4 protein-coding genes are annotated in these 3,753 nt (G+C 51.2%); 2 read left to right on the top strand and 2 right to left on the bottom strand.

Features of this window, described 5'->3' with window-relative positions; genetic code table 11:
* Positions 1 to 39: 39 nt before the first annotated feature.
* Complete coding sequence (gene osmE, locus VJY99_RS00430; RefSeq protein WP_324115280.1) at positions 40 to 378, bottom strand: osmotically-inducible lipoprotein OsmE; 339 nt, start codon at positions 376 to 378, stop codon at positions 40 to 42.
* Positions 379 to 771: 393 nt separating this feature from the next.
* Between osmE and nadE the strand changes: the two genes are divergently transcribed.
* Together nadE and yddG are read left to right on the top strand one after the other, a co-directional pair.
* Complete coding sequence (nadE, locus tag VJY99_RS00425) at positions 772 to 1,599, top strand: ammonia-dependent NAD(+) synthetase (RefSeq protein WP_324115278.1); 828 nt, start codon at positions 772 to 774, stop codon at positions 1,597 to 1,599.
* 91 nt (positions 1,600 to 1,690) lie between these two features.
* On the top strand, positions 1,691 to 2,581 hold the full coding sequence (gene yddG / locus VJY99_RS00420; protein WP_324115276.1) for an aromatic amino acid DMT transporter YddG: 891 nt from the start codon (positions 1,691 to 1,693) through the stop codon (positions 2,579 to 2,581).
* 68 nt (positions 2,582 to 2,649) lie between these two features.
* Here the strand turns inward: yddG and hutU are convergent.
* Positions 2,650 to 3,753 (bottom strand): urocanate hydratase (hutU, locus tag VJY99_RS00415; protein ID WP_324115274.1); only part of this gene is annotated, 1,104 nt, incomplete at its 5' end.

Below are 3,753 nucleotides of genomic sequence, written 5' to 3'. Positions count from 1 at the left end.
GTCAACGCATCTGCAGCTTGAAGTATGACAGGGGAAAAATTATTTCTTCGTCTGCGGGTCGGTATCGTACTCAGCACAAGTCTGATAACCGGAATTGATGACATGACCCGTTTCATCCAGTGCTACGAAGTAAGTTTCGGTTTTGCCTGAGCGCTCACCCAAAATATAAGTCTGGCAAGTTCCGCGCGCGTGAATCATTGTCACTTCTGAAGAAGGTTTACCCGCAATCTGCTGCACTTGCTCACGGCTCATGCCTTTTTTCACGTCTTTGACGACTGGCGTTGCGACCTGATCTTTGGTGCGGTCATACGCCGTACAACCCGCAAGCATAGTCATAACCGCAGCTGCACTTAAAAATCCTGCAAAATTCTTGTTCATATTTTATCCTCGTTTTTCAGGGAATTGCTCATGCGTGTTAGATAAGCCTGGAATATAAAAGCGTATTTTTCAACTAAGCAGACCAAATGAACAAATTTTAGGAATTTTAAACAAAACACCCTCTTAGCTTCAAATCGCTCTAAATCACGCCAAATAGCGCCAGGGCGAGAGCATGAGTCTTGTCGTTTTCCCTGCAAACGGGTAGTTTTAACAAAAATACCCTAAATAATTCGAGTGACAGAAAGGCGACCAGATCGTAAGTCACCAGGAGCATAGCAAAACTATGTGGCTGGGGCGCACCGGGGCAGGCAACGCCTCTGTCAGTTGAAGTATGACGGGTATATATGACTTTTGCTGCCTGCGCGTGCAGGTACACCGTAACCGGAGGGTTAAATGGCTCTGCAACAAGAGATTATCCAGGCATTAGGGGTTAAACCTCAAATCGACTCACAACACGAAATCCGTGTCAGTATCGATTTTCTGAAGTCGTATCTGAAAAGATACTCGTTTATTAAGTCCCTGGTCCTGGGCATCAGCGGCGGTCAAGACTCCACTCTGACGGGCAAACTGTGCCAGCTGGCCATCTCCGAACTGCGCGACGAAACCGGTGACGACAGCTACCAGTTTATCGCGGTACGCTTGCCGTTTGGTGTGCAGGCTGACGAACAAGACTGCCAGGACGCAATCACATTTATCCAGCCCGATCGCGTGTTAACCGTGAATATTAAAGGTGCTGTGCTGGCGAGCGAACATGCTCTGCGTGCAGCGGGAATTGAACTGAGCGATTTCATTCGTGGCAACGAAAAAGCCCGCGAACGCATGAAATCCCAGTACAGCATTGCAGGCATGACCAAAGGTGTGGTGGTGGGTACCGATCATGGCGCTGAAGCAGTGACCGGTTTCTTCACCAAATACGGCGATGGCGGCACCGATATCAACCCTATTTTCCGTCTGAACAAACGCCAGGGCAAAGCACTGCTAAAAACCCTCGGTTGCCCGGAGCACCTGTATCAGAAAGCGCCAACAGCGGATCTGGAAGATGATCGCCCTTCTCTGCCGGACGAAGCCGCGCTGGGTGTCACTTACGAACAGATTGACGATTATCTGGAAGGTAAAACTCTGGATGAAGCCACCAGCAAAATCATTGAAGGCTGGTATCTGAAAACTGAGCACAAGCGTCGCCCACCGATTACGGTGTTTGACGATTTCTGGAAGAAATAGATCCCCATCAGGTAGATGCCGCTGCCGCTAATCCCTCTTAAGGTCGGATTAGCGTAAGCGACATCCGATATTCGTTACATTGTGGGACCCCATGGACAGCTCTGCAAAACGCGCCACGGCCTTTGGCTTGCTGGCAATCCTCCTCTGGAGTACCTCGGTTGGTTTATTACGCAGTATCAGCGAACATTTTGGCCCCGTTGGGGGTGCTGCGCTAATTTACACCGTAAGCGCTCTTTGCCTGTGCCTTGCGCGGGGTTTACCTAAAGTTCGTGAAATCCCGACCCGTTATTTATGGATTGGCGGCGGCCTATTTGTCACCTATGAAATCAGCTTCGCATTGGCAATCGGGCTGGCAAACAGCCGCAGCCAATCGTTAGAACTGGGGATGATTAACTATTTGTGGCCGAGCCTGACGATTCTTCTCGCACTATTTATCAACCAACAGCGCAGCAATTTATGGCTCTGGCCAGGACTGGCGCTTTCCCTTACGGGTATCGTTCAGGTGATGAAAGGTGATAGCGACTGGTCGCCATTGCAGATGTGGCACAACATTCTTGATAACCCACTGGCTTACGGACTGGCTTTTGCCGCCGCACTCATCTGGGCGTTGTACTGCAACATTACGCGTCGCTATAGCGATGGGAAAAACGGAGTGTCACTGTTTTTCTGCGCCACCGCCGTGGTGCTATGGGTGAAATTTGCCTTCGTTAGCGAGGCCCCGATTCACTTTACACTACCGTCTTCACTGCAACTTTTGTTTATGGGCGTTTCTACAGCCGTGGCCTACTCTGCGTGGAATCATGGGATACAGCGTGGGAATATGACGTTACTTGCCACCGCATCCTATTTCACACCGGTGCTTTCGGCGTTAATCGCCAGTTTGTGGTTAGGTTTACATCCAGGATGGGCTTTCTGGCAAGGTGTGGCGATGGTAGTGGGCGGGTCGCTTCTGTGTTGGCTAGCAACCCGGCGTTATGGTTAACGCTTCAGACTTCGAGCCGCAGCTGTGTTACCCCCTCGCTGCAACCCGAATGATTTTGCGTGATGTGTTTAGATCATAGGCAGTTGTAAATCATGCGTTTTGGCACATTCAATCGCGTCTTCATAACCCGCATCAGCATGGCGCATCACGCCAGTCGCTGGGTCATTCCATAACACGCGTGCTAAGCGCACATCGGCTTCTGGGGTACCATCGGCAACAATCACCACGCCTGCGTGTTGTGAGAAGCCCATTCCCACGCCACCGCCATGATGCAAACTCACCCACGTGGCACCGCCTGCGGTATTAAGTAGTGCATTCAGCAAAGGCCAATCAGAAACGGCATCAGAGCCGTCTTTCATCGACTCGGTTTCACGGTTAGGTGACGCAACCGAACCACAATCCAGATGATCACGGCCAATCACCACTGGCGCTTTCAACTCGCCGTTACGCACCATTTCGTTAAACGCAAGCCCTGCACGATGGCGCTCCCCCAAGCCCAACCAGCATATACGCGCCGGTAAACCCTGGAAGGCAATGCGCTCTTGGGCCATATCCAGCCAGCGATGCAGATTGTGGTTATCAGGGAACAACTCTTTGAGTTTGGCATCGGTTTTCGCAATATCTTCTGGGTCACCAGACAGCGCAACCCAGCGGAATGGTCCTTTACCTTCGCAGAACAGTGGGCGAATGTATGCCGGAACAAAACCTGGGAAATCAAAGGCATTCTTGACACCTTCATCAAAGGCGACCTGGCGGATATTGTTGCCGTAATCCACTGTTGGCACGCCCATTTCCCAGAAATCGAGCATCGCCTGCACGTGTACTGCCATAGATTGCCGCGCCGCTTTTTCTACCGCTTTCGGCTGCTTTCTACGTTCACTTTCCCAACGTTCAACGGTCCATCCCAACGGCAAATATCCGTTGATGGGATCGTGTGCCGAGGTTTGATCGGTCACAATATCCGGCCTGATCCCACCCGCTTTGGCTCGTTTCACCAGTTCTGGCAGAATTTCAGCCGCGTTTCCTAACAGCCCCACGGAGATGGCTTTCTTGTCTGCATTGGCTTGTTCGATAATCGCCAGCGCTTCATCAAGATTTGTCGCTTTATAGTCGAGATAACGGGTGCGCAGACGGAAATCTATACGCGATTCCTGGCACTCAATCGCCAGCAC

The organism is Buttiauxella sp. (assembly GCF_035271705.1).
In the GTDB taxonomy this organism is placed as follows: domain Bacteria; phylum Pseudomonadota; class Gammaproteobacteria; order Enterobacterales; family Enterobacteriaceae; genus Buttiauxella.
This window is presented reverse-complemented; position numbering and strand designations above follow the sequence as displayed.

Coding starts and splice junctions, on each gene's coding strand:
- osmE (WP_324115280.1), bottom strand. CDS start 378: ATGAACAAGAATTTTGCAGGATTTTTAAGTGCAGCTGCGGTTATGACT.
- nadE (WP_324115278.1), top strand. CDS start 772: ATGGCTCTGCAACAAGAGATTATCCAGGCATTAGGGGTTAAACCTCAA.
- yddG (WP_324115276.1), top strand. CDS start 1,691: ATGGACAGCTCTGCAAAACGCGCCACGGCCTTTGGCTTGCTGGCAATC.